At 45.7% G+C, this 22,049-nt stretch carries 17 protein-coding genes and 1 pseudogene; 15 read left to right on the forward strand and 3 right to left on the reverse strand.

From position 1 onward, the window contains the following. The first annotated feature begins 77 nt into the window (after nucleotides 1-77). From FHS17_RS27475 to FHS17_RS27500, 6 genes are all read left to right on the forward strand, one after another. Nucleotides 78-1,025 carry an ABC transporter permease gene (locus FHS17_RS27475; protein WP_208420604.1) on the forward strand — a complete coding sequence of 316 codons (948 nt, stop codon included), beginning with the start codon at nucleotides 78-80 and terminating at the stop codon, nucleotides 1,023-1,025. A 38-nt stretch (nucleotides 1,026-1,063) separates the two neighbouring features. Next, entirely contained in the window at nucleotides 1,064-1,984 is a 921-nt protein-coding gene (locus FHS17_RS27480; protein ID WP_167282194.1) for a carbohydrate ABC transporter permease, read from the forward strand. Nucleotides 1,985-2,076: 92 nt separating this feature from the next. After that, entirely contained in the window at nucleotides 2,077-4,140 is a 2,064-nt protein-coding gene (locus tag FHS17_RS27485; RefSeq protein ID WP_167282196.1) for an alpha-glucuronidase family glycosyl hydrolase, read from the forward strand. Between the two features lie 112 nt (nucleotides 4,141-4,252). After that, nucleotides 4,253-5,812 (forward strand): glycoside hydrolase family 43 protein, encoded by a 1,560-nt coding sequence (locus FHS17_RS27490; protein ID WP_167282198.1) that lies wholly within the window; start codon nucleotides 4,253-4,255, stop codon nucleotides 5,810-5,812. A 182-nt stretch (nucleotides 5,813-5,994) separates the two neighbouring features. Beyond that, the gene (locus tag FHS17_RS27495) at nucleotides 5,995-7,119 is read left to right on the forward strand and encodes an NADH-dependent flavin oxidoreductase (protein WP_167282200.1); all 1,125 of its coding nucleotides are present in this window, start codon (nucleotides 5,995-5,997) and stop codon (nucleotides 7,117-7,119) included. 119 nt (nucleotides 7,120-7,238) lie between these two features. Then, complete coding sequence (locus tag FHS17_RS27500; protein WP_167282202.1) at nucleotides 7,239-7,946, forward strand: DNA alkylation repair protein; 708 nt, start codon at nucleotides 7,239-7,241, stop codon at nucleotides 7,944-7,946. Between the two features lie 129 nt (nucleotides 7,947-8,075). On the opposite strand, the gene FHS17_RS27505 is transcribed toward FHS17_RS27500, so the two are convergent. Further along, nucleotides 8,076-9,275: an MFS transporter gene (locus tag FHS17_RS27505; RefSeq protein ID WP_167282204.1), complete on the reverse strand. Its 1,200-nt coding sequence runs from the start codon at nucleotides 9,273-9,275 to the stop codon at nucleotides 8,076-8,078. A 27-nt stretch (nucleotides 9,276-9,302) separates the two neighbouring features. Beyond that, complete coding sequence (locus FHS17_RS27510; protein ID WP_167282206.1) at nucleotides 9,303-9,818, reverse strand: hypothetical protein; 516 nt, start codon at nucleotides 9,816-9,818, stop codon at nucleotides 9,303-9,305. 201 nt (nucleotides 9,819-10,019) lie between these two features. Here FHS17_RS27510 and FHS17_RS27515 point away from each other — a divergent pair, with 201 nt between their 5' ends. Beyond that, on the forward strand, nucleotides 10,020-10,862 hold the full coding sequence (locus FHS17_RS27515) for an AraC family transcriptional regulator (protein WP_167282208.1): 843 nt from the start codon (nucleotides 10,020-10,022) through the stop codon (nucleotides 10,860-10,862). 72 nt (nucleotides 10,863-10,934) lie between these two features. Here the strand turns inward: FHS17_RS27515 and FHS17_RS27520 are convergent, their stop codons facing one another. After that, complete coding sequence (locus tag FHS17_RS27520; RefSeq protein ID WP_167282210.1) at nucleotides 10,935-11,534, reverse strand: DJ-1/PfpI family protein; 600 nt, start codon at nucleotides 11,532-11,534, stop codon at nucleotides 10,935-10,937. A gap of 268 nt (nucleotides 11,535-11,802) precedes the next feature. Here FHS17_RS27520 and FHS17_RS27525 point away from each other — a divergent pair, with 268 nt between their 5' ends. The 8 genes and pseudogenes from FHS17_RS27525 to FHS17_RS27560 all read left to right on the forward strand — a co-directional run. Further along, the gene (locus FHS17_RS27525) at nucleotides 11,803-13,611 is read left to right on the forward strand and encodes a cache domain-containing sensor histidine kinase (RefSeq protein WP_167282212.1); all 1,809 of its coding nucleotides are present in this window, start codon (nucleotides 11,803-11,805) and stop codon (nucleotides 13,609-13,611) included. Further along, the gene (locus FHS17_RS27530; RefSeq protein WP_167282368.1) at nucleotides 13,604-14,938 is read left to right on the forward strand and encodes a response regulator; all 1,335 of its coding nucleotides are present in this window, start codon (nucleotides 13,604-13,606) and stop codon (nucleotides 14,936-14,938) included. Before FHS17_RS27525 ends, FHS17_RS27530 begins: the two co-directional genes overlap by 8 nt. A 96-nt stretch (nucleotides 14,939-15,034) precedes the next feature. Continuing rightward, on the forward strand, nucleotides 15,035-15,958 hold the full coding sequence (locus FHS17_RS27535) for a carbohydrate ABC transporter permease (RefSeq protein WP_167282214.1): 924 nt from the start codon (nucleotides 15,035-15,037) through the stop codon (nucleotides 15,956-15,958). After that, nucleotides 15,955-16,827, forward strand: coding sequence for a carbohydrate ABC transporter permease (locus tag FHS17_RS27540; RefSeq protein ID WP_167282216.1), 873 nt, complete (start codon nucleotides 15,955-15,957; stop codon nucleotides 16,825-16,827). Before FHS17_RS27535 ends, FHS17_RS27540 begins: the two co-directional genes overlap by 4 nt. A 115-nt stretch (nucleotides 16,828-16,942) precedes the next feature. Beyond that, nucleotides 16,943-18,397 (forward strand): ABC transporter substrate-binding protein, encoded by a 1,455-nt coding sequence (locus FHS17_RS27545; RefSeq protein WP_167282218.1) that lies wholly within the window; start codon nucleotides 16,943-16,945, stop codon nucleotides 18,395-18,397. Nucleotides 18,398-18,623: 226 nt separating this feature from the next. Further along, nucleotides 18,624-19,475, forward strand: coding sequence for a GNAT family N-acetyltransferase (locus FHS17_RS27550; RefSeq protein ID WP_243865570.1), 852 nt, complete (start codon nucleotides 18,624-18,626; stop codon nucleotides 19,473-19,475). A 112-nt stretch (nucleotides 19,476-19,587) separates the two neighbouring features. After that, nucleotides 19,588-20,982 carry a glycoside hydrolase family 32 protein gene (locus FHS17_RS27555; protein WP_167282220.1) on the forward strand — a complete coding sequence of 465 codons (1,395 nt, stop codon included), beginning with the start codon at nucleotides 19,588-19,590 and terminating at the stop codon, nucleotides 20,980-20,982. Between the two features lie 103 nt (nucleotides 20,983-21,085). After that, nucleotides 21,086-21,718: pseudogene (locus FHS17_RS27560) on the forward strand (hypothetical protein); the annotation flags it as partial. Nucleotides 21,719-22,049: the final 331 nt, after the last annotated feature.

The following is a 22,049-nucleotide window of genomic DNA, read 5'->3' on the forward strand; positions in this document are numbered from 1 at the left end:
CTTAACCGGCCTTCCGATCTATGATGGATGCAAGATGGCAGAGAGGGGAATAGCAGGTGGAGAAACTACAAGATGTTATGCCAGTTGTCAAAAGCCCAGCAGCAAGCTCATCACGGCTTCAACTGTTCTTTAAGAAACTGATGCAACAAAAAGTACTGTTATTGATGTCTATACCGTTTGTGCTTTGGTTGTTCCTATTTAAATATGTGCCGCTCTGGGGCTGGACAATCTCCTTTCAAAAGTTTAGACCTGCAAAGGATTTGTTTGATCAAGAATGGGTAGGCTGGAAAAACTTTCACTTCTTATTCAGTGATGACTCCTTCTATCGTGTTCTAAGAAATACGATTGTGATGAGCTCGATCAACCTTGTACTTGGATTTGTAACAGCGATTGTATTAGCTATTATGTTAAACGAGTTACGCAACATTATGTTCAAACGGGTCGTTCAGACGATCAGTTACTTACCGCATTTCATTTCTTGGGTCGTTGCGGCCAACATTATTTCTTCGGCGCTGGCGCCTGAAGGGGTCATCAATATTTTAATGACGAAGCTGCATCTGATCGATCAACCGATCTTGTGGCTTGGTAAAGGGAATTACTTCTGGGGTATCCTTGGTGCATCGGAAGTATGGAAAAACGTAGGCTGGAACACCATTATTTATTTAGCAGCCATTACAACTATTGACCCATCACAATATGAAGCTGCTGAGATTGACGGAGCGAACCGCTTCCAACGCATCCTGCATATTACACTACCTGGTATGAAGTCGGTTATCGTAATCTTGTTGATCATGAACCTAGGAAATATATTGGAATCCGGATTTGAGCCGCAATACTTGCTCGGTAACGGTATGACCGTTGACTATTCCGAAAACCTTGATATATTCGTTCTGAAATACGGGATGAACATGGGCAACTATTCCTTGGCTACGGCCGCTGGCATGTTCAAAACGGTCGTCAGCTTTATCTTCCTCTTGTCTGCCAACTCGATTGCGAAGCGGCTTGGACAGAGTAGACTGTTCTAGATTTATAGCGTGCTGGACTAAGCAAGGAGGTTATCGACATGAAAGAGAGTTCTGCCAAAGCAAGGTACAACTCCGTTCCGGATAAAGTTTTTGATATAACTAATATAGTTTTTATGTTGTGCATCGTAATCGTAACATTGTATCCTTTCATTAATATGTTCGCCTTATCGTTTAATGATGCGAATGATTCGATTCGTGGAGGGCTCTATTTCTGGCCTCGCGTGTGGACATGGGATAACTATAATTATATTTTCAATGAAGCTTCGATTTATCATGCTACATTTATCTCGGCTTTGCGTACCATTCTCGGAACGGTTGTTTCCGTCTTCTGTACGGCTATGCTGGCGTACACGGTAAGCCGTCAAGAGTATGTACTTCGTAAATTCGTAACGATTGTAGCAATCTTCACCATGTATTTCAGCGGTGGCTTGATTCCTGGTTACTTGCTCATCAAAGAGCTTCACATGATCAACTCCTTCTGGGTGTACATCATTCCAGGCATTATCAGCGTCTTCAATCTGATTGTTATCCGTTCCTTTATTGAAGGATTGCCGGATGGCATCATGGAGTCGGCTAAGATTGATGGAGCGGGTGATTTCATTACGTTTATGCGTATTGTGCTGCCGCTTACGGTTCCAGCTCTAGCGACAGTATCCCTGTTTGTAGCTGTATCGCAGTGGAACTCATGGTTCGACGTATTCTTGTATAACTCATCGCACATAAACCTAAGTACGCTTCAATATGAGCTGATGAAAATTTTGCAAACATCGAATACGGCAGCTTCTTCTACGAATGTAGGCGACCAGTTCGCAGCAGGTCAAAGCGGGGTTACGGCGGTTACACCAACCTCGATCCGTGCAACAATGACGATTATTGCGAGCTTGCCCATTATTATGGTTTATCCGTTCTTACAGAAATATTTTGTAAAAGGTATGACGGTTGGCGGCGTAAAAGGCTAGTCGATTGAAAATTACGAATAGTTTGATAGCGTCCGTTCGACATCCTATGGAATCGGGCGGACGCCATTTTTTTTATTAGGAGGATTAGAGTAATGGGAAACAATGGATACGCAGCATGGCTGAGATATGATGAAGTGACAGGAACAGAGCTTGCGGCACAATATGCGGAGTGGACAAAGGAGATCGTTATCCCTTCTGGAGTACCGATTGAAGGAGTTCTGAAGACGGCTGTAATGGAGCTTTCACGTGGTGTTCGATCGCTGCTTGAGACTGCACCGTCCGTAACGCATGAGTCGTCACAGGAGCGTTTTATCGTGCTTGATGTGCTTGGTGGAGAGACATGGGTAGATAAAGTTATGGGAGATGTATCCGTAATTTCTGATGAAGGCTATATCTTGAAGACCGTCCGCGAAGGCGAGCGGGAATACATTGTGGCCGCTGGCCTTACGGAGAAAGGTGTTCTTTACGCTGCATTCCATCTTCTCCGCCTGATGCAGTCAGGTGCTTCTCTAGACCAGCTTGATCTGGTAGAGTCACCGAAATATAGCCTGCGCATGATTAATCATTGGGATAATATCGATGGCAGCGTAGAGCGGGGTTATTCTGGCCGCTCGATCTTTTACGAGAACAATAAAGTGTTGTCTGATGCTGAGCGAATTCGCGATTACGCTCGCTTGATGGCCTCTGTCGGTATTAATGGAATTGCAATCAATAATGTTAATGTCCATCGGGAAGAAACCTTCCTTATTACAGAAAAGCTGCTGCCGGATGTCGCACGTATCGCTGAAGTGTTTGGTGAATACGGCATTAAGCTATTCCTTAGCGTGAACTATGCCGGCACAATCGAGATCGGTGGCTTGGAAACGGCGGATCCTCTTGATGAGCGAGTACGTGCTTGGTGGAAGGATAAAGCGGCAGAAGTGTACCGTTATATTCCGGACTTCGGAGGCTTCCTAGTGAAAGCGGATTCGGAGAATCGTCCTGGTCCATTTACATATGGCCGGGACCATGCAGACGGCGCCAACATGCTTGCTGAAGCGCTGGAGCCATACGGCGGTCTCGTCTTGTGGCGCTGCTTCGTATATAACTGCCATCAGGACTGGCGAGACCGGTCGACTGACCGTGCACGTGCAGCCTTTGATCATTTTAAGCCGCTTGATGGACGCTTCAAAGATAATGTTATCCTGCAAATTAAGAATGGACCAATGGACTTCCAGGTTCGTGAGCCGGTCTCTCCTCTTTTTGGCGCTATGGAGCATACGAATCAAATGATGGAGTTCCAGATTGCACAAGAATACACGGGCCAGCAAAGAGATGTTTGCTTCCTTATTCCGCAATGGAAAGAAGTCCTGAACTTTGACACTCATGTCAAAGGGGCAGGCAGTACCGTCAAGGAAATTGCAGCAGGACAAGTGCATGCTTACACACATAGCGGTATTACTGCCGTAAGTAATATCGGTAATGACGAGAATTGGACGGGTCATCACCTGGCACAGGCGAATCTGTACGGCTATGGCCGGTTGGTTTGGAATCCGGAGCTTACATCGGAGGAGATCGCTCGCGAGTGGGCAGCACAAACATTCGGCAGCAATGAGAAAGTGCAAGATTTTAGTGTAAACTTCCTGCTGCAGTCCTGGTCGATCTATGAGAATTATACAGCACCTCTTGGTGTAGGCTGGATGGTTACACCACATTATCATTACGGTCCGGATATCGATGGTTATGAATACTCCAAATGGGGAACGTATCATTTTGCTGATCATAAAGGGATTGGTGTTGATCGTACAATTGCGACAGGTACGGGGTACACCGGCCAATATATGAAGACAAATGCTGAAATCTATGACAGCCTGGATAGCTGCCCGGATGAACTGCTGCTCTTCTTCCATCATGTTCCGTATACGCATCAGTTGAAATCCGGCAAGACCATTATTCAACACATTTACGATACGCATTTTGCAGGGGTTGAACAAGTTGAGTATTGGATCAGCCGCTGGCTGGAGCTGGAAGGTCTTGTCGATGAGGATCGCTTCCATCACGTGGCAGGCCGTATGAACAAACAGCTTGAGAACGCCAAGCAATGGCGCGATATTGTGAATACGTACTTCTTCCGTAAATCCGGCATTCCAGATGCACAAAACCGTGTTATCTACTAACAAAGGATTCTGGAAAATCGCCAATTGGCAGAAATAAGCTTGAATGTGAAACGGAGCCCGAAGTTGGGGCTCCGTTCATTATGTGTTTTTGGAATATGAGGAGGGTTCATGAATGGCAAAAGCAGCTAGTACAATGACCTATCGTAATCCGGTACTTCCGGGTTTTTATCCGGATCCCAGCGCCATTCGAGTAGGCGAGGATTATTATATGGTGACAAGTACGTTTGAATATTTTCCCGGCGTGCCGATATTTCATAGCAAGAACCTTATTCATTGGGAGCAGATTGGTCATGTCTTAACTCGTGAAAGTCAGGTGAACCTTCTTTCGCGCAACAGCTCGGAGGGCATCTATGCTCCTGTCCTTCGTTATGATAATGGTGTGTTCTATATGATTACGACAGATGTGTATGGGATCAGCAACTTCTATGTTACGGCGACGAATCCGGCAGGGCCATGGTCTGATCCTATTCTTATTACTTATGGCAACATTGATCCTTCTCTGTTCTTTGATGAGGATGGCAAAGTGTATGTGTCCGCACAAGCCGGGTTTGGAGAAACGTCTCATATTATTCAATATGAGATTGATATCTTAACAGGCAAGGCGCTGACGGAACCTGTTGTCGTATGGGAAGGTGATGAAGGTCCATGGGTGGAAGGACCACATTTGTACAAAATTCATGGTACCTATTATATGATGACGGCTTCAGGAGGAACAGGCCCGATGCATCGCGAGATCATTGGCCGTAGTGAGTCGCCAAATGGTCCATTTGAGATGCTGTCGTATCCAATCCTGACGCATAATCAATTAAAGGATCATCCCATTCAATATACGGGCCACGTCGAATTAATTGATGATGTACATGGTAATTGGTGGGCATTGTTTCTTGGTGTTCGGCCGCAGAACGGAAAAGGCAGTGTTCTTGGACGAGAGACTTTCTTGGCACCTGTGAAGTGGAGCGAAGATGGCTGGCCAATGATCGATAATAATGAAGGTCATGTATCCTTGCAGATGGAGGTGCCTGCTATTGGAGAGCAGAGGGCAATCCAATCCTTTAAAAACAGGGTCATGACGAGATTTTCATCTAAAGGCCTTGGACTGGAATGGATGTACACCCGTGTTATTCCTGGATCGGATGCCGTTTCGTTGACGGAGCTGGAAGGCTGCCTCAGGCTAACCGGCAATGCTAATGGTCTTCGAGAAGGTGGAGCAAATGTTTTTGTATGCCGCCGCCAGCAGCACCATTGCATGAGAATAGAGACCAGGTTGATGTATGAGCCGATCCATGAGGGTGAGATTGCAGGGATTGCCGCGAGACTAAGTGATAAATCTAATTATTCCATTGGAGTAACTCGGCAAGATGGACGAGCCGGCATTCTTGTAACAGCTTGGAGACAAGGGGCGGTTACAAACTATTTTACCCCTATAAAAGCTCAAGTACCCGTCAGGCTGTCGATCCGTTCAGACGAGAATATTTATGAGTTCTTGTATACGTTGGACGGTACAACTGCAGAATGGATAAGCCTTGGTGCGATGCCGGCTCAGAATTTGACCCCTGATGTTGATGGCGCTTTTACCGGCGTATGTGTTGGAATGTTTGCTTCGGGAACAGAAGCGGGCAGCTCAGCTCCAGCTTATTATGATTACTTTGAATATGAGGGATTCGTGGAGTAACTTTTTCCTCAATGGTTAGCCCTGTCTCAAGGTATGAGACGGGGCTTTTTGTTTTACTTTGCTCGCAACTACATAAACTACCCTTGACACGTTAAACTGTGTATAATATCATTACAGTAATAAAAGTTGTTACAGTTACTGGACGACGAAATTATACGATATGTTCACGAGGAGTGGAGAACTTGGATCAGAAGCATAAACCATTATTTGAATCCTTTAAATTCCGGAGTGGTGTTGAGGTCAGCAACCGGATTGTTATGGCACCTATGACGCACTCGTCTTCAAATGAGGATGGAACGGTATCGGATGCTGAGCTTGAGTACTATGCACGCCGGTCCGAAGGAGCAGGTTTGGTCCTTACTGCATGTATTTACGTCACGCCTAACGGCAAAGGATTTCCCGGGGAATTCGCCGGACATAGCGATGAGATGATTCCAGGTTTGACCCGATTGGCAGAAACGATTAAAGCCAAGGGAGCTAAGGCTGTACTGCAAATTTTCCATGGCGGTCGTCGAGTACCTCCCGCATTGGTGCCAAACGGCGACGTGGTCAGCGCAAGTGCTGTTGCAGCGACGGAGAGTCCAGATGTTGTTCCGCGTGAGTTGTCGCATGAAGAGATTGAATCGATTATCCGTGATTTTGGCGAGACGACCCGTCGTGCGGCACTTGCCGGCTTCGACGGAGTCGAAATTCATGGCGCTAACACTTATCTTCTGCAACAGTTTTACTCTCCGCATTCCAACCGCAGAACTGATCAATGGGGTGGAGATATCGACCGTAGACTTACCTTCCCGCTTGCTGTTGTTGATGAAGTGAAACGGGCAGCGGCTGAACATGCGAAAGGTCCGTTCCTGGTGGGATACCGCTTCTCGCCGGAAGAGCCGGAAACACCAGGGCTTACGATGGAGGATACGTTCCGCCTGCTTGATGAGCTGGCGCAGAAGGAATTGGATTACCTTCATGTATCTCTCTTTGACTTCCGTTCCAAGCCAGCACGTGGCGCTGATGACAGCAAAACAAGACTCGAATGGATTACGGAGCGTGTAGGACATCTTGTACCGGTTATTGGCGTAGGCTCCATTCATACAGCTGATGAGGCGATTGAGGTTCAGCAAGCAGGGGCTCCTCTAGTGGCAATTGGACGTGTATTGCTGACTGATCCGGATTGGGTGCAAAAGATCGAAACCGGACATGCGGATGAGATTCAAACGAAGCTGAGCTTAAGCTCGCAGAAGCAACTTGTAATTCCCGACGGTTTATGGCACATGCTGACTGCAAGAGAAGGCTGGCTGTCATTTACCGATTAATATAAATGGGACTGACAGTGGATGAGTAACGGCATCCGTTTGTCAGTCCTTTTTGTTTTGCACAACCCCTCCTGCAACGTTATACTCTTATTAATTAGAGTACAATTGGAGGCCAAGTGATGACCTTTGATGAAATAATGAAGGCTTTAGAAGCAATGGGAAGCGAGCAGACGAAGAGCACCTATCTGCGGCATGGTGCACAGGAGCCTTTCTTTGGCGTGAAGATCGGTGATATGAAGAAGCTGGTCAAAGAGGTTAAGAAGGATCAGGAGCTGGTGTACAAGCTGTATGATTCCGGCAATAATGATGCGATGTATTTGGCTGGACTGACCGTTGATCCAAAAAGCATAACGAAAGCAACGCTGGAGCATTGGGTACAGCAGGCTTATTGGTACTCGCCTGCCGAATACACGGTAGCTAATGTGACCGCAGAAAGCTCATTCGCTCGGGAGCTCGCGATGGAATGGATCCAGTCGCCGGAAGAGCTGATCGCTGTCGCCGGATGGAGCACCTATGCGAACTATGTAACCATAGCCCCGGATGAGCAGCTGGATTTAACCGAAATTCGCATGCTTCTGGAACAGGTACGAAAGACCGTTCATGAGGAGCGGAACCGCGTGAGATATACGATGAATACGTTTGTTATTTGCGTAGCGTCTTACGTATTGCCATTAACCGAAGAAGCAAAAGCTGTGGCCGATGCAATCGGCGCTGTGAAGGTCGATGTTGGTAATACTGCCTGCAAGGTCCCGCTCGCCTCTGAGTATATTGCCAAGGTAGAAGCGAGAGGAACAGTTGGTAAAAAGAAGAAGACCTGTATTTGTTGATATAAAACGGGGCAGTCCCATGTCATTAAAATGACGAAAGGATAGCCCCTTTGTATTCGGGTTGTACTGCAAACGGCGCATTCGAATTGCTCCGTTAGCATTTAACTTGTTTATTAAATTCTAAACCTCTTATGTTTGTCGAGCGGCCAGCAAGGCTGCCTTTTTTTTGTCCGATTGATCAAGATTATAGCTGTAGGCTGTGGCGCCAAAGGCAATAAGTGCGAGCACAGCAGCTGTCCAAGGCAGATATTGCAGCCCGTAATGATCGGTTACGAATGCCCCGGCAGAAGAGCCAACGGCGATTCCGATATTGGCGCTGATCGGCAGCAGAGACGAGGCGAAATCTTTGGCCGCTGGGACAAATTGCTCGGTCAGATGAATGAAATAGAGCTGACAAGCCGCATTAATGGTGAACGAGATGAGAGCAATAGCCATCAAGCTGATGACGCCAGGCCATGTAAATTGTACGGTGAAGCCGAAAATAACGTACACTGCAGCATGGATCAAAAACAGCTTTTTCAGCTTCGCCATATACGTACCTGTTGCGATCTTACCGCCAAGCAAATTGCTTATGATGGTTACCGCTCCATAGACAAGCAGGATTGTGCTGGTGCGTCCTTCTGAAATATGCATGACTTCCAGCATAAGTGGATTAATATACGTGTAGATCACGAATATAGCTGCAATTCCGATAATCGGGATGAGAAAGGCAAGCAGTACACGCGGATTGGACATAAGACGAAACTGGTCCTTCATCGAGCTTTGTACGGCAGGTAAATTTCTTGGTACGATTTTGTAAAGGAGCAGCAAGCTTATGATCCCACAAATCGCGACCAACCAGAAGGCAGCAGGCCAATCAAAGTGCAGGCCTACAAAGGTTCCGATCGGAACGCCAAGTACATTGGCAATGGTAAACCCGCCTATGATGTAGGAAAGCGCCTGACCTCTCCGCTCAGGTGAGACGTAATCTGTACTTATCGATACAGCTAGAGATACGCTTAAGCCGCAAAAAATGGCTGTTGCCATCCTTGTCAGGAACAGGACAGGATAAGAAAAGGATAACGCGCTCCCTATCGTGAACAAAACAACAAGCGAGGCTCCAATGAGCAAAGCTCGGCGTTTTGTGAAATAACCGGCAGCCATCATAACAAAAGGGGTTCCAGCCGCATAGGCAATTGCAAAGCCCGAGACCATAATGCCGGTTTGCGCAACAGATACGCCTAGGCTGTCAGCGATTGGGGTCAACAGACCAACTATGACGTATTCGGTTGTACCTAGAATAAAGGCTAATAAGGTAAATGAAAATATAAGCAGGTTTTCTTTTTTCATGTTTAGTATCCTCCAGATTTATTGCTCCTACCAACGTTCAGATCCAAGAAGTTTACAACCTCTTGCGGATAGGTAAGTTTTACCCAAGCTAGCGTCCCAGCTGCGCAGCCTTTCTTTCAATAAGTGCGGATTATCAGGTGCTGCCGGGAAGTAAGTGATCGGAAGCCAGCTGAAATCCGGTACGGCATCCAGATCTATGCTGCAAACCTCTGTGTTGTATATAAATAAATCGCCGATATGAGCAATGCACCATTTGTCTACTGGAATCGGAACCGTGTGCTGCAAACAAACTGCACCTTTGACAGGTGTAGGTTCTCCCGGGCAGAGATGTGCCCAAAGTGCGTTTGTTCCCAAAACATTACTAAAAGCCTGGTAGACGGGCTCATGCATTCGGATATCCCATAAATATTGGTGGTGGATGTTGTAAGGTTGGTCCACAGGCAGTTCCTTCACCCATAAAAGGTAACGCAGCGCGTAAAAGTGCGTCACTGCTCTTGGAAATATGACAAACCCGTTTTGCTCCCAGCATTCCATCTCATGCATACTTTCACCTCTTCGACTTGCTCTCCACAGTCAAAGCTTAATGGAAGGCTCATGAAGCGGCAATTAAGCATCTTGCCGTATATTCCTGCAATGTGATATATCTTGCTGTAGCAATGAAAAGGAATGCTGCTTTTTGGCGGTTATCGTGTATGATTAGCCATAATAGATATTGAGGTTTTTTTGGAAATGAGGGAGTAGGATATGACAGCTTCTGCTGCCGGAGAGGAAATACAAAGTCACTTGTTGTACGCGGGAAAAGTAAGTGATACGCCAAACTGGAATTTTCCGAGTCATAAGCATGATGATTTGCATGAAATTATCGTCGTTTGCGACGGGGAGGGGACGTTTACAATTGGAGGACAATCCTTCAGCGTAAGCGGAGGAGATATTCTGGTTTATAACAAAGGTGTACTGCATGAAGAGCAATCGTCGAGTGATAATCTGCTCATCACCTATTACTGTGGCTTTACTCTGCCTTTTGCAAGTCCGGCGGAGGATTGGGTCATCCCACCGGATGTCGAGCCCGTTATTCGGTCCAGCCGTGTGTTTTCGGAAATTGCAGCTTTAATGAAAATGATCGTTGATGAATCGGCTATCAAGGAAGAGGGATATGACAGGATTAGCCGTAATTTGATCAATTCCGTCATTTTGCTGCTGAGAAGAGCGGTCCGTAATCAGCAAAATATTAAAGAGCAGGAGTCCAATCCCGGTCTTGCCGAGCTAATCAAGGATTATATCGACAGAAATTTTAAGCAAAATATTAGCTTGAAGGATTTGGGTCAGCAATTCCACGTTAACCCTTATTATGTCTCTCATGTATTTAAAGATTATTATCAGATTTCTCCGATCAACTACGCCATACATCGGCGGATCGGAGAGGCAACCAGACTACTCGTATCTACAGAAATGAAGGTATGGGAGGTTGCTAAGCTTTTAGGCTACGATAACCCAAATTACTTCTCGATTATATTCCGCAGAGTCACTGGTCTTTCTCCCAATCAGTTCCGGGAAAGCAATCAGCAGAATCTGTTTCCTCACACTTAATTTTTTCATCAAAAAAGCGGCAGCTAATGGCTTAGAGCCAACGCTGCCGCTTGCGCAGTATAGGATTATGAATTAGGAGGTAAGCGCTTCTGCACCTGCTGCCTTGGCAGCATCCTCTCGGACAAGCTTCAGGAACTCACGCATAAAGCCCGGCAGATCCGGCCAAGCATGACCCGTCACCAGCTTGCCGTCTACATGAAGCGTCTCCGCCGCATAACAGGCACCAAGACGCTCTACTTCGAGGCGGGATGCATTGTAGGAAGTCATCGTACGACCATTAAAATAGCTGTAATCAGGAAGTGCCAGGAACACTTGTGCACCGTGGCAGATCGCACCAATCGGCTTATCAGCATCAATGAAATGCTGCAAAATACGCGGCAGCTCAGCATCGCCTCGAATATATTCCGGAGCTCTGCCGCCAGGGATGATAATGGCAGCGAATTCGGATGGATCTACATCAGCGAATCCAATATGGGATTGCAGCTGATGCGCTGGCTTTTCCGTATACGTATCCCAGCCGTCAATAAAATCATGGCAAACCGTATGTAACGTTTTCTGTTTCGGGGAAGCGATGACAGCCTCGTAGCCTTCCTCCAGCAATCGGTAATAAGGATAATACACCTCTAAAACTTCCGCGGCATCGCCAGTCACAATCAGCACTTTGTTTGACATTGGCTCACATCACTCCTAAAAAGAATTGTGAAGCAATTCTTACTTCGAAAGCATTAGCTTAAAGAATTGTGAAGCAACAACACAGCTATTATGCTCCTCGCTCCCTCATCAGTCAATATTTTCCTTTTACTCGAGAAGGAAATCGTTCGATTCTACTACTCTTTCAACTATGAAGTGCGTGGAAATACCTATAAAATAAATAAGAATAGCCATACTGCATGGAACCATATTTGCTATATTTAAGGAAGGAAGCTGGGGGTGTTTCATCATGAGAACGGGCTTTTCTAATCCAATGACCAAGTTAAGTGTAAAGCAGCAGCTGCTCTTGTTATTCCTGCTTATGGTCAGCCCGATATTTATTCTGCACAGCTATGGCAATTCGGAGGCCGAACAAATATTAAAGAGGCATGTCACGAATGCTTATGCTGAGCTTAACAAACAGAACCATACGCTGATCGACCGGGATATTGATACCGTCAATAAGATTACAACAACGATTATCCAGAACCCGATTGCTCAACAGCTAGTACCAAATGACGATGAAACGGTCATTGAACGCGTCAGAAAATACGAGAAAATGGACGCTTTGCTTGCTGGTTACTCAACTGCTTTAAATGGCGGGGAGGCTGTCTATTACAGCCTGTATATTTATGATCCTCATAATGAATATTTTTTCGCACCTAAAGTGCAAATGATCCAAAGCGGTGTCTATTTCTTCACCGATGCGAATAAGCCGAAGTGGTTTGATACGGCTGTTTCGCTTAAGGGCCTAGGCTTTATGGAGATTATTGAAAATAACGATATGCTCGTCAAAAAGCGGACACTCGCTTATATTCGCGCCGTTAATACCGTTAATCAAGGTCATAGTGTAATAGGTGTACTGATTGCAACAAACATGGATAAGAAGCTGGAAGAATCGATGCGATCCGTCTCTCTGCCGGGAGGCGAAATCTATTTCACAGATCAGCAGAATTATATATTAGCCTCTACAAATCCAAAGACGATGGGCACTACAGTAGAACTTCCTGCAACCGCTTCCGGCAATCAGCCGGTCAACCTCGATAAGCCTATTATAAATTCGGAATACATCTACATGGCGAGTGACAATGAACTTCTGCAGCAGCGCCTGACCTACAAAATTCCAATTAAGTCGCTCCTTCAGCAGCAAAATGAAGTGAAACGGGTTATTCAGCTGATATCAGTTGCTTACATTTTATTTGGCTGTATAGTCATCTTCTATTTCTGGCGTTCCTTAATGACACCTTTGCAGAGACTAGCTACATTTGTCCGCCGTTATGAGCCTGGCAAGCGAGTGCCAGAGACGCCTGGCAAAGGCAGAAACGACGAGGTGGGAGTATTGATTGGAGCCCTTTATGATATGGCCCGCCGGTTAAATGGACTCATCCATGACAAATATCAGATGGAGATCAAGCAGCGGGAGAGCCAGCTGCAAATTTTGTATCAGCAAATTAACCCGCATCTCCTTTATAACACGCTAGAAAGCATCTATTGGAAAAGCTCACTGGAGGGTAATTCTGAATCCGCAGAAATGATTAAGGAGCTGTCGAAGCTGATGAAGATCAGCTTAAGCCGCGGCCGGGAATTGATTACGCTCGCAGAAGAGCTGGAGCATGCGGCTGCTTATGTGAAGCTCCAACAGAAGCGCTATGATTATGATTTTCAGGTTATCTGGTCGGTTCCAGACACGATGATGCATCATCTCATTCCGAAAGTAACTCTTCAGCCGCTAATTGAAAATGCGATGATCCATGGCGTCAAAAATATGGGGGAAGACGGCGAAATTCATATTACAGCCGATTATGAAGGGGATAAGCTGCTTATTCGGGTTGAGGATAATGGCTTTAAGGATGTTGACTATAAAGCGATTGAGTCTCTATTAAATGAACCAACGGCTAACCCGACATTTGGCTACGGCATTAAAAATATTCATCAGAGGCTTCAGCTGCATTTTGGAAATATCTATGGGATTCAATATAAGAAAAGAAACGGCGGCGGAACCGTTGTAACGATCGTGCTTCCGGCAGCTGACGAAAGGAAGGAACAGGGTGATGTATAACATACTGGTCGTAGACGACGAACCACTTATTTGTAAAGGATTAAGCAGCGTACTGACTTCTTCAGGTATCGATATTTCCGCTATTCATATGGCACATAACGGTTATGAGGCATTAGATGTCCTGCGGACCGATGATATTGATCTGCTTATTACAGATATTCAGATGGGCTCAATGAACGGGATTGAGCTTATGCAGCAGGCAAAATTAATTAAGCCTTGGGTGCAGACAATTATCATCTCTGCACATGAGACATTCCAATATGCCCAAATGGCTATCCGGCTTGGGGCAAAAGATTATTTGATCAAACCACTTAACAACGAGCAGTTTCTAGATTCCGTTCGTAACGTGCTGCTGAAGCTGCGTAAGCCCGAGCCAACCGAACAAGAAGAGCTGCTTGCAGGTATGCAGGAGCATTTTCATATGGATGAGCTTAATCCGCAGTCTGTGGAATGGCTGAACCAGCTGGTGAGTGACAACCCTTCACAGAAAGTACAGGATATTGCCCAGATTCTGAAAGAAAAGCATGGGATCAGGCTGGAGGGCCCTTATTTCTCGATGATCCGCATCCGGCTGAATCTATCGGATCGTAACCGCCAATTGACGAGGACTGATGAGAAGCTGCTTCGTTATGCGGCGCTTAATATCGTCAATGAGCTGTTCGACGAGCATTGGAATCGAACGGCCTTTTATGCCTCGGAGCGGGATCTCAATATTATTTTGCAATGGAATGAATCTCAATATGGGGAAACAGCCTCATCTGGCCTTATGAACGAGCTGGATATGATTGGACGCAGCCTTCATTTTAACATTCAGAAATATTTAGGTGTGACGAGTGTCATTGGGATCAGCCAGATTCTGAAAGGCATCGAGTTTATTGATGTTCTTCATGACCAGGTGATCAAAGCGCTTAGCTGTAACGAACGGCATAAGGACCATTATGTGTTCTATTACGGGGATTTCAACTGGAATCAATATTCGCAGCGTCCGACGGAAGAAGAGTTCACAGCCCAAACCAGCTTAATCGTCGAGAAAGCGATGGAGTACATTAACGCCAATTATACGCAAAAGGGTTTAACCCTCCATGAGGTTGCTCAGAACAATCATGTCAGTCCCAATTATTTGAGCTACCTCTTCAAGAAAGAGACCGGCTATAACTTGTGGGAATATGTGGTGAAGCTGCGGATGGAAGAGAGCAAGCGGCTTCTTCTTAATACGGATATGAGGCGTTATGAGATTTCAGAGAAGGTAGGTTATGAATCACCGGAACATTTTAGTAAAATTTTCAAAAAATATTACGGCATGAGCCCAAGCGAGCTAAAGAAGTAGAATTACTCATCATTGCCTTGGATATGCACATTACCTCGAGGGGGCCCTTTTTTTACAATAAGATATGAGGATTGTTAAAGAAAAGAGGGAGACATAATGGAGCAGCACGCTGCCGCAAACGCGCCTCTCGAGCGTAAAGGCCGATTTGCCGTATTTTTAAGGAAGCATTTTTGGGGACTATTATTCCTGCTTCCGGCTTTCATCATTTTTATTTTGTTTCTATGGGTCCCGATCATCAAAGGATTCGTGTACAGCTTCTACCACATTGACTTTGTTAAAGGGAACAGCTTCGTAGGGTTTGATAACTACAAAGTGGCGCTTCACGATGAGGATGCATGGACGGCTGTGAAGAACACCGTTTATTATATGTTCCTATGTCTGGTTATTGGCTTCTGGATTCCGATCATATTCGCCATTGCGATCTCGGAAATTCGCCGCTTTCAAGGTGTTGTCCGTGTGGCTGCTTATTTGCCGAATATTATTCCGGTTGTTGTCCTGTACGGATTATGGCGTTGGTTCTACGATCCGGTTGGGCCGATTAACGGTGTTATTACAGGGTGGTTTGGCAATGAGCCGATTGCCTTCATGACGGATAAAAGCTGGTCGATGATTTCACTTGTTATTATGGAATCCTGGCAGCAATTTGGTTCAGCTATGTTGATTTACTTAGCGGCTGTCCTCAGTATTCCGCGAGACTGGTATGAAGCGGCGGAGATTGATGGGGCGGGGGTTTGGAACCGGATCAGTTACATTACTTTGCCTTCCATTAAGGGACTGCTTATCTTGCTGCTTATTCTGCAGCTGATCGGCACCTCGCAAGGCTATCAATCACAGCTCGCGATGCTTGACGGTGGCCCTAATAATACGACTTTGACATATGCGCTGCTCATTGTGAAATATGCATTTAACCAGCAAAATTACGGGGTTGCATCAGCACTTGGCGTCCTTATGTTTATCGTGCTTGGCTTACTCGCTATCATTCAATATAGGCTTCAAGGCAAGGAGGGAGATGTTCGATGAAACAGGTGGAAAGAGGTATTCTCTCTTCGTTTGACCTTAAGAAGAAGCCTATTCTAGCAGGTTATTCGATCATGGTGCTCGTGCTCATTATTATGTCTTGCTCTATGATCTATCCGATTCTTACGACATTATTTAACGGGCTAAAAACCAATGTGGAAGTCAACTCCTTCCCACCAAAGTTTCTGCCAAATGTATGGCATTTCGATAACTTTGATAAGGGATGGAACTTTATTGATCTGCCCGAGTTTTTAAGAAATACAATTTATATTTTTGGTGGGAATCTGGTCATTACGGTTGTTGTACTTGGACTTGCTTCGTTCAGTTTGTCTAAGCTCAATGTGCCTTACCGAAGAGGGATTTATTTCTTCTTCATGATGACTTTATTTATTCCGCCAACGACTTATATCATTCCAAACTTTGTGAACCTGAAGGATCTAGGCCTCATGAACTCGTTTGCCGCTTTCTGGCTGCCGGCGGGTGCCAATGCCTTCTTCCTGCTGCTGCTCAAAAACTTCTTTGATGATATTCACTATGAAATATTCGAAGCAGCACGTATAGACGGTGCATCGGACTGGAGAAGTTTCATTCAAATCGCGTTACCGCTTTCCGTACCGATTTTCTCAACGCTCGCTATCTTTATTTTCTCATCATCCTGGAATGATTGGTTCTGGCCATCGCTCATTATGCACAATGACAGTCACTATCCGCTGGCCACAGCGATCTACAAATATGTCATAAATGCCAAAGGATTAGCGCTTAATATTCGGTTCGCCATATTAACGATGGTAATGATCCCGCCAATTGTTGTGTTCCTTGTTTTTCAGAAGTATATCATGCGGGGACTTCATCTTGGTGGCGTGAAAGGATAGTATTCAAATCGTAATAGTGCACATGATCGGAATAGGAATACACCTCGCAGGCTCCCTCGACTCTCAACTATGATGAGGGAGCAGCAAATAAATTAACTCGAGAAGGGGAGTTTCAATGAGAAAGAATTTTGTTATGGGAGCAAGTGTTGTTTTACTTTGTTCGATGCTTGCTGCTTGCGGCAGCAACAATAATAACGGCTCGAACAACAGCAACCAGAAGCCTGCGGAGAGTAATGCGAGCGCTAGCACAAATACAGCAACAGATACACCTGCGGCTACAGAAGATATTACACAAAAGAAAGTTAAGATCAGCATTTATTATCCGCTTCCTGACCAAGTGGAAAACCGTAAGCTTGAAGATGACAAGATCGCTCGTTTCAACAAAGTATATCCTAACGTTGAGATCGTGAAGAGCGACTGGCATTATGCACCAAATGAGATTGGTATCAAAATGGCAGCGAACGAAGCGCCAACGTTCTTCAACACCTATGCAACAGAAGCGAAATTCCTCGTAGAAAAAGGCTGGGCAGCTGATATTACAGATCTGTACAACAGCTACGAGTTCAAAGATCAAATCAACCCGGTACTCCAAAACCAATTCATCATTGATGGAAAAGTATACGGTGTGGCTCAAAAAGGTTATGTAACAACAACTGTCTTGAACAAAAAAATGCTCGATGATAAAGGCGTAGCAGTTCCTTCGTACGACTGGACTTGGGACGATATGCTGAACACGGCGAAAGGCGTAGCCGATTCGAAAAAAGGCATCGCTGGTATCGCTCCAATGGGTAAAGGTAATGAAGCTGGTTGGAACTGGACTAACTTCTTGTTCGAAGCTGGCGGCGAGATCCAAACGATCGCTGATGGCAAAGTAACTTCAGCATTCAACTCTGCTGCAGGCGCGAAAGCACTTGATTTCTATAACAAGCTGAGATGGGATGCAGATGTGATTCCGAAAGACTGGGCACTTGGCTGGGGTGATGCAGTAGGCGCATTTGGTCAAGGACGTACAGCAATGGTTATCGCTGGTGCTGAAGGCGTACTTGAGCAAGCTCTTAACCAAGGCGGCATGAAAATTGAAGACGTTCTGACGTACCCAATGCCTGCTGCTGAAAAAGGCGGCAAACATACAGGTGTACTCGGCGGCGACTACCTGGTCATCAACCCGAACGCAACAAAAGATGAGCAAGAAATGGCATTCCGTTACATCACATTCGACTATTTCACTGACGATTACCTGGCATCGCTTGAAAAAGACATTCAAGCGCGTCAAACTGAAGGCAAATTCTTTATCCCGCCGCACATTAATTACTTCAGCCCAGAATCGGAGTATGGCAAACGTGCACAAGCGATCTTCGACAAATACGATAACGTATACAAATACAACGCAGAATCCAATGCTCTTCTGGACGGCAAACCTGAAGCTCAATACAACACGCAAGAATACTACGGTTCTATGACGAACGTTCTCCAAGAAGTATTCTCGAAAAAGGGTACCGACCTTCAAGGCCAGCTCGACGCTGCAGCAAATGAAATGCAAACGAAGTATTACGACGCTATAAAACCTTAAGGTTTCGTGGCATCTCCGTGGACGGGGTATCTCCTTACGGTCGCGGTTGCCATTGGGAAAACTGAATTAATTTTATATGTAATTTCACAATGGCAAAGGCGAGCGCTTCGCTCCTCCAGGAGATACCCCTTACCTTGGCAGTAAAAACAATAACGGCCGTGCAGATGTCATTCACTCTGCACGGCCGTTTTATGTAATAAACAGGGGATAACTGGATGCGTGAAGAATGTATTCTTTAACATCGATAATGGATGAGGGAGTGAATGTATTGCATTTTCCTGTCGTAACGAAAGAACTGGCTGAACGTTTGGAGCAGTCTGAGATTGACTATATGACCTCTAGGGTGCTTGCCATTAAGGAGCGGGAAGGAAATCCAATGGGGGCTCTTGTCCAGCCATTTGGCGAAGCAACAGCTTATTATGTGAAAGAAATGCCATGGGGCAGTTTTAATACAGTAAAAGGAATTGGTGCAGGGGAGATTGACCTCATCGATGAGATGATCCAATTCTACCGTGAGCGCAGCCGACCGTTTCAAGTGGAGATTATTCCAAGCAAGGCAAATGGAGATTTATTCAACTGTTTAGCTGGTCATGGTTTTCATCAAGCTGGTTTTCATACAACCCTTTATGGTATTCCAAGTGTGGACAAGCCATCCAATCCAGATGGGATTACGGTTCGTGAATTAAATGAGGATGAGTTCGAGCTTTACGGAAGACTACATTGTCTGGGCACCGGACTAAACGTGGATGGGGCAGGTCATGTAGCTGACAACAATCGAGTATTGTTTAACCGCCCTGGATGGCGCTTCTTCATTGGGTACGTGGATGATCAGCCCGCCGGTGTTGCTGTCATGTACATCAATAACAATATAGCTTCCCTCACCTTTGCGGCTACAATCCCGGAATTTAGAAGGCGCGGCTTACAGTCGGCTTTTCTGAATCAGCGAATTTATGAAGCTGCACTTGCAGGCTGCGAGCTGATTGTTGGACAGGCCGCTTATGCTTCCACAAGCCAAAATAATATGGAAAGAGCGGGACTGAGAATCGGTTATACAAGAGCAACATGGTTAGGTAAATAATGTAGAGTAGATTATTATTGACATATTTAATATGTCGTATATATTGGGTATGTAAACGAAATGTTTCAGCAACATACGAAGTGGATAGTCAATCCAGACAGGAGAGATGAACATGGATCGTTACAGACCAAGGTATCATTTTACGGCACCACATAATTGGATGAATGACCCGAATGGCCCTTTTCAGTTGAACGGCGAGTATCATTTGTTTTACCAACATAATCCTTCGAAACCGGAGTGGGGAGACATTCACTGGGGGCATGCAGTAAGTCTTGATCTGGTGAACTGGACTCATCTATCGCCTGCACTAGCCCCTTCCTACGAGCTTGGAGAATCTCATTGTTTCTCCGGCTGCGCTGTTGTAAATGGTGATGAGGTGGCATTGTTCTATACGAGTATTGGTGAAGGTGATAGAAATCCGACTCATGGTGCCGAGCAGTGGATGGCCAAGGGGACGGATATGCGGACTTGGCATAAGCCAGACATAAATCCAGTTCTTACCTCGGATCTGCACGGGGGGCTTCAAATTAAGGATTGGAGAGATCCATACGTCTGGAAGGAGCAGGATGGATGGCGTATGATTCTCGGCGGCACCTTTGAGGAGAAGGGCTGTGCTATGATCTATCATTCTGACGAATTGGAGAACTGGAGCTTCAAGGGATTACTGCATCAAGGGGATGAAGGGATTTGGGAATGTCCGCATCTATTCCGTTTTGATGACAGAGTGGTGTTGTTCTATTCTCCAAGCAGTCAGGTACGATATATTTCCGGGAAGATTAGCGGTGATCGTCTAACGGATATTCAGAAGCATGGCACAGTTGACCATGGCGGCTGGGACGGCTTTTATGCCTCTACCGGATTTGTTGATGAGCAAGGGCGCCGTGTTCTGCTGGGATGGGTGCCGGAAGGTAATCGAGGTGAAGACTTCCCTGCTGAATTGAATTGGGCTGGAGCATTGGCGCTGCCACGTATTGTTGATCTGAAGCCAAATGGTGTTCTCTCTATGGTGCCTGTTCCAGAGCTTGCGGAGCTGAGAGGCGAGAACAGCAGCTTTAATGATATTCGTGTCGGTCAGCTAAGCACAGGATTACACTCCACATCCTTTGAGTGCTTACTTGAGATCGATCCACGTACGCTGGAAAACAACACCTTGACTCTATCCATTTTCGCCTCGGCATGTGGCCAAGAGCATACGGATATCCATCTGGATGCGGCATCGAATGCAATCACGATCGACCGCACCCATTCCAGTCTATACCCTAACGTACATAAGTCCCCGGTAAAAGGGGAACTGCCGTCTGCAGATGGTGCCGAACTTATCAAGCTGCGAATCTTCGCAGATCAGTCGATTATTGAAGTGTTTGTGAATGACGAAACCTGCCTCACGGCTAGAGTTTATCCTTCCTTGGAAGACAGCAATGGCATTGAGCTGCGTTCGAGCAGCGGTGAAGTGATTGTCTCCAATATGCAAGTTTGGGAGATGAAAGCAGCGGATATTCGCGCTTAATAGATAAGGGCACTCGATTGAGGGTGCCTTTTTATTGTTATTGGAGCGTTGATATCATGTATGATAATTTCTAAGTCATAGATGAAGCGGGAAGGTGAACGAGATGAAGATAGGCTGTTTGCACGCGCATCATTCCAACATTGCATATATCGAGCAGGCTGTTGGCGCAAAGGTTGAGCTGATTCACTTTGTTGATCCTGGTCTAATGAACAGGATAACAAATGATAAGGACTTTGATCTGGAGAAAGCCAAGCATAAAGTCATTGAACAGATCGAATGGATGGCTAAGTCTGGTGTAGATGCAATTCTAATTACGTGCACAAATTATATCGCGCTCCTCGAAGAGGAACACCTTGAGACTTCTATCCCTATCATAAAAATAGACGAGCCCTTTTTCAGCCACCTCTGTAAAATAACGCATCCGCAAATTCTGCTATTTACGAATCCTGCAACTGTGGAAGGCACCATTAACAGGCTGAAGCAATTTGCCTCTTGGCAGAATCAACCGGTACCTGATATTGAAGCCCGTGTTATTGAGAACAGCTTTGAGCTCCTCATGCAAGGCGATAAAGAGCAGTACAGTGATGGTATAGCTGATTACTTGAGAGCTCACTTTGAATTAAATCCAGACACGAAAATCTCGGTGGCTCAGTTATCAATGGTGGAAGCTGCCGAAAGAATATCGCAAGAGTTACAGGTGTCCATCGGCAATCCATTGGCGCCGTTGGTCGTTTTTTTCTCAGGAGAGGACATTTATTATACCGGAAAACATCTTCATGTCGGTGATTGGGACCGTGATAAAGAAGGCATTGCCTGGGAGAGAGTGGACGGTACGATGGATTTATTTTATGTAGACCCAAATGTGGAGGGCTTTAGAGGTGTCTTCATTTGTAATGTAAAATCAAATGAAGAAGCCGAGGAGCAATTTATGAAGTGGGCTGAATCTACAGACGGATGATTATTCTAACGAATCGTAGAACGCTTATTTGGCTCAAACGAGGCATTATGGATTTCTAACGAATTGTAATCATGCTATTTCTCAAAAAAAGCCTGCTTCTTCAGCTAAT

The organism is Paenibacillus lupini (assembly GCF_011761355.1).
Classification (GTDB): domain Bacteria; phylum Bacillota; class Bacilli; order Paenibacillales; family Paenibacillaceae; genus Pristimantibacillus; species Pristimantibacillus lupini.

Coding starts and splice junctions, on each gene's coding strand:
- FHS17_RS27475 (WP_208420604.1), top strand. CDS start 78: ATGCCAGTTGTCAAAAGCCCAGCAGCAAGCTCATCACGGCTTCAACTG.
- FHS17_RS27480 (WP_167282194.1), top strand. CDS start 1,064: ATGAAAGAGAGTTCTGCCAAAGCAAGGTACAACTCCGTTCCGGATAAA.
- FHS17_RS27485 (WP_167282196.1), top strand. CDS start 2,077: ATGGGAAACAATGGATACGCAGCATGGCTGAGATATGATGAAGTGACA.
- FHS17_RS27490 (WP_167282198.1), top strand. CDS start 4,253: ATGGCAAAAGCAGCTAGTACAATGACCTATCGTAATCCGGTACTTCCG.
- FHS17_RS27500 (WP_167282202.1), top strand. CDS start 7,239: ATGACCTTTGATGAAATAATGAAGGCTTTAGAAGCAATGGGAAGCGAG.
- FHS17_RS27505 (WP_167282204.1), bottom strand. CDS start 9,275: ATGAAAAAAGAAAACCTGCTTATATTTTCATTTACCTTATTAGCCTTT.
- FHS17_RS27510 (WP_167282206.1), bottom strand. CDS start 9,818: ATGCATGAGATGGAATGCTGGGAGCAAAACGGGTTTGTCATATTTCCA.
- FHS17_RS27515 (WP_167282208.1), top strand. CDS start 10,020: ATGACAGCTTCTGCTGCCGGAGAGGAAATACAAAGTCACTTGTTGTAC.
- FHS17_RS27520 (WP_167282210.1), bottom strand. CDS start 11,534: ATGTCAAACAAAGTGCTGATTGTGACTGGCGATGCCGCGGAAGTTTTA.
- FHS17_RS27525 (WP_167282212.1), top strand. CDS start 11,803: ATGAGAACGGGCTTTTCTAATCCAATGACCAAGTTAAGTGTAAAGCAG.
- FHS17_RS27530 (WP_167282368.1), top strand. CDS start 13,604: ATGTATAACATACTGGTCGTAGACGACGAACCACTTATTTGTAAAGGA.
- FHS17_RS27535 (WP_167282214.1), top strand. CDS start 15,035: ATGGAGCAGCACGCTGCCGCAAACGCGCCTCTCGAGCGTAAAGGCCGA.
- FHS17_RS27540 (WP_167282216.1), top strand. CDS start 15,955: ATGAAACAGGTGGAAAGAGGTATTCTCTCTTCGTTTGACCTTAAGAAG.
- FHS17_RS27545 (WP_167282218.1), top strand. CDS start 16,943: ATGAGAAAGAATTTTGTTATGGGAGCAAGTGTTGTTTTACTTTGTTCG.
- FHS17_RS27550 (WP_243865570.1), top strand. CDS start 18,624: ATGTATTCTTTAACATCGATAATGGATGAGGGAGTGAATGTATTGCAT.
- FHS17_RS27555 (WP_167282220.1), top strand. CDS start 19,588: ATGGATCGTTACAGACCAAGGTATCATTTTACGGCACCACATAATTGG.